3 protein-coding genes are annotated in these 4,109 nt (G+C 59.7%); all 3 read right to left on the bottom strand.

Annotation, left to right across the window (positions count from 1 at the left end; translation table 11 throughout):
* Positions 1-61: 61 nt before the first annotated feature.
* Positions 62-1,894, bottom strand: coding sequence for a glycosyltransferase family 39 protein (locus tag NW818_RS12380; RefSeq protein WP_414424722.1), 1,833 nt, complete (start codon positions 1,892-1,894; stop codon positions 62-64).
* Between the two features lie 94 nt (positions 1,895-1,988).
* Entirely contained in the window at positions 1,989-2,249 is a 261-nt protein-coding gene (locus tag NW818_RS12375) for a DUF6761 family protein (RefSeq protein ID WP_011434405.1), read from the bottom strand.
* Positions 2,250-2,358: 109 nt separating this feature from the next.
* Positions 2,359-4,032 (bottom strand): CocE/NonD family hydrolase, encoded by a 1,674-nt coding sequence (locus NW818_RS12370; protein WP_414424721.1) that lies wholly within the window; start codon positions 4,030-4,032, stop codon positions 2,359-2,361.
* Positions 4,033-4,109 lie beyond the last annotated feature (77 nt).

Here is a 4,109-nt window from a genome sequence, read left to right as displayed (position 1 = left end):
CCGCTGACGCGAAAGGACTCCGTCCCGCGAACAGTGGGTTGGCCAAACCAGGGGGGGAGCTCTAGGGATCCACCACCTCAAAGGCCCACAGACCTCGCTCAGCAGGGATCCGGTGCAACCGTCCGCTGGGAAAACGCCGTTGCAGTTCTGCCCCTTGCTGATCCCATACCCACTCGTTCATGAACAGGGTAAACGGTGGCTCCAGCGCCTGGATGGGCAACACCTCAGGGGAAAACACCGCTACCTTTTGTTCCCGTCCGGCAAAAAATTGGATCCAGCTTTGCCAATAGTGGGGTTCCCCCCAGCCGAAATAGGGGTAGGCAGCGCTGGCGGCCAGATAGAAGCGGTAGTCGGGATCCATTTGGCGAGCTGCCACATAGCGCCCGGTGGCCCCCACATCATTGCCTTGAGTCCAGCCCTTGAAGACAAAATCTCCGAAGATTGCCAAGTTCCATCCCCCAATCGCCAGGATCGCGCCCCCCATCGCCACCGCTAGCAACCAACCTCTTGCCTGAGATCCTGCCCACTCCAGAAGACCGCTCAGCGCCCGCAGGAGCACCTGGATCCCTTCTAGGGTGAGGTAGGCCACGAAGGGCAGAATGACCAGCAGGCGGGTGTAGTTGGGGGCTTTGGTGATGGCAAAGCTAAAGAGCAAGTAAAGAAACAGGAAACTGCCGATACACAGCCAGTCGTGGGGTTGGCTGCGCTTCTTGAAAAGGCGGTAGAGGCCGGATCCCAGCCCCAGCCAGATCAAAGCCCCCGTCAAGGGATCCACAAAAGCATGGCCGTAGTTGGGATAGATGTAGCCGCGGTCGTGCTGGCCGGGGTCGTTGAACATACTCAGGCCGTTGAAGATGTTGCGCCAGACCGCCTCCTCTGGCGTAGCCGCATTCACCCACATCTGTTGTAACGCCCGCCCTTCCGGGAAAAAGAGAAATTGTTGGCGAGAGTACTCGGCGCTCACCGCAGGTGCTGTGACCGTGGCCACCAGAATGGGCCCAGCCACCAGAAAAAAGCCCAGCGCCGCGGGCACCGTCAGCTTAGCCAGGACCCAGAGGGGATTAGCTTGCTTGTTTTCTCCTCGGAGATCCTCCCGGCCCAGGAGCAGGTACAGAACTCCAAACAGCAACCCCAGCAGGATCACCACCCGCCCCGGCAAATAGCCGTAGAGGGAGAAAGCCGCCGCTCCTCCCCCCAGATAGAGCAACAGGGGATTTTTTTCCCGCACGCCCTTGAGGAGCAAGGCCAGGGCCGCACACTCCACCAGCACAATCAGGTTTTCCCGCATGGCCATGCGGCTGATGCCCAGCAAGGCGTGGTTGGATCCCAAGAGGGCCGCCCCCGCCAAAGCCAGCCGGGATCCCCAAAATGCCCGAAAAAACCCGTAGGCCACCAGAATGGTGACGACCCCGAAGGCGGCATGTACCGTGCGCACATTGAGCAGCGTGACTCCCCCCATCAGCCGCGTCAGGCCGCCGAAGAGGCTGAACATGAAGCGGGGGAAATAGAAATACTCCGGCATCAGCCCAAAGATATCGGGATAGCGCACCCCTGAGGCGCGACGGGCCATGGAGGTGATCACAATCTCGTCAGTATTGATCTGAAAAGGGATGTTGGGCAGGTCGTAGAGGTAGATCGGGGCAAAGACCAACACCAACAGCCCCAGGTGCAACAGCTCCTGTTGCCAGCGCAGCCGCGTCGGATCCCAAGGGGGTTGAGCCGGGGAAAACTGCGCCCAATACAACCCCACCAGCAGGATGCTCAGCAGCCAGAGGCCAATCTGCAGCACGTGGTAGCCGGACAGCCCGTACCAGAGAGTCAGGGCTATTCCCAGGCCCAGGCCGGATCCCAGCAGAGGCAGACGCCGGGAGGCCACCGTATCCCAAACCGCCATAGGACTCCGTCCCGCTGATGCGATAGGACTGGAATCTGAGAGGAATCAATTCCTATCAGCTTACCAGGCGCAAGATGTTCCGTAAAACCGGAACTCAGTAACCCCGCATCGGCTCCGCCTCTGGCTCCAATTCCGGATCTATGAAGTTGGACGGATCGTAGAGGAAGCGGTTGACCTCGTCCTCAATGCGATAGATCTCGAAGGGCTCCAATTGTTTGCCAGTTCGCAAGGCCAGCAGGTAGCCATCCACCAGCAGACGTAGCTCATCGGTGCGCCGGTAGCCCCGCTGCCAGGTATCCACCAGAGCATCGGTCAAAGCCTGATAGTGCCGGATCAACTTTGGGTCTTGCAACATGGTGTTCCCTTGCCCTGCCTGTTTCTATCCTAACGTTTGGTGTCTCTTTGATGTCTCTTTGTAAGCGGGGATTGCGAACGGGATCCCGAAGCTTGGTCTCTTCTTGGCTTCAAGCCATGGGCAGGTGCAGCCGCGAAGGCGTCTCGCCACCGCTGCGGAGAGTGATGGTGAGAATGCGGGCCTCAATCAGCCGCTCTTCCCGCATTCCCGTGCCTGTGTTGACAGGATAGGCCGGAAAACAAGCCGCGCTAAGGCTGAGGCGCAGAGCATGACCGCAAGGAATGCGAATACAGGTGGGCTGACAGGGAATCAGAATGGGGGTACTGGGCTGGGGATCCCGTAGGCGACAATAGCCTTGGGAAAAGTTATACACCTGCCCATCGGGCCTTACCACCGAGAGCACAGCGCAAAGATCGAAACTGGGGCTGTCGGCCTCCGCGTACACCTCCACAGCAATGTCCCCGACCAGAACCAGCTCGGCTTGCAGCGGCGGAGTGGTATAGGTCAGGACATCGGTGCGGCAGTCGAGGGCGGAGCGCTCTTGCGGCCCGGCAGGCTGAACTAGGTGGCCCCCCAAGGCCGGCACCGGTCGCCAGGGATCGTGAACAAAGGTATCCGATTGTTGCGTCGGCGAGGGTTCAGGGCGAAGGGATCCATCTGCTTCTGAAAGGGCAGCCAAGCCGGTGCTGTGTAGGTAAAAAGCTTTTGGCTCAGGGGTAGGCCAAGCATCAAAGCCGCGCCAGCGGTTGGATCCCATCTCGAACAGGCGTACCGGCGGCTCCTGGAGGATCCCTGTATCTTTGCCTTTGAGGAACTGGTCAAACCAGCGCACCTGCAGGCGATCGATGGGGCTGACAGCCTCTGGGCCAAAGTCCAACGCCCCCACTTTGCGCCCCCAAGGGAGATGGATCCAAGGGCCGATGATCAGGTATTGAGGGTTCTGGCTGCGGGCGCTCATTTCCTTGTAGAGGCGCAGGCTACCACTCAGGTAGCTGTCAAACCAGCCGGCAATGTGTAGCATCGGCAGATCCACCACCTCTAGACGGGGAGAGAGCTTGCGCCAGTATTCATCCGGCTCGCTGTGCTCCAGCCAGTCGAAGTAATAGGATTGGGGGGCATACTGCTGCAACACCCCCGGCTTGAGGGGGATAGGGTCGTAGAGGGGGAGATTGCGGGCAGCTTTCAAAAGCGCTTGGTAGGCATTGGCATCCCCCCTGAGACGCGCCCCTTCGGTCTCCAGTTGCAAGGCCCAACTGAGGTTGTTGTAGAAGGCAAAGGCCCCCCCTGGGTAAGCGGCATCGGCATAGAGATCGTAAGGCAGCATCGCCGGGCAGATGGCCTTCAAGGCGCTGGGACGGGTAGAAGCCGCATACAGCTGGGTCATGCCCTGATAAGAGAAGCCGTACATGCCCACTACGCCGTTGCTCCCCGGCAAGGCAGCCGCCCAATTGACGGCGTCAAACCCGTCTTCCACCTCATGGCGGAAAGGGTAGAAGGATCCCTTGGAAGTTCCCCGTCCGCGCACATCCTGGATGACCACAATGTACCCCTGGGCCGCATACCACCTGGGATGGGCATACACCACCGTCGAGGCAATGGCCCGCCCATAGGGCTGCCGCATCAGCAAAACCGGGTAGCTCCCCTCCCCTTGCGGGCGATAGACATCCGCGTCCAGTTGGATCCCGTCGCGGGTGAACATGGAAACAGTTTCGCGGGGGCGAACGGGCAACATGGCCTGGGTTGGGCTAGCGGATCTTGCCAAAGGGATACCAACCAAGGACAACCTAAGGGATCCCTGGGTGGATTCTTCCTAAGATAAAACAGAAGCCCTTATGAGAGCATGACTCTAGTCAATAATAA

It is taken from the genome of Synechococcus sp. R6-5 (assembly GCF_047461775.1).
GTDB lineage: Bacteria > Cyanobacteriota > Cyanobacteriia > Thermostichales > Thermostichaceae > Thermostichus.
Note: the sequence above shows the minus strand (reverse complement) of the source record. Positions and strands in the feature narration are given on the sequence as shown.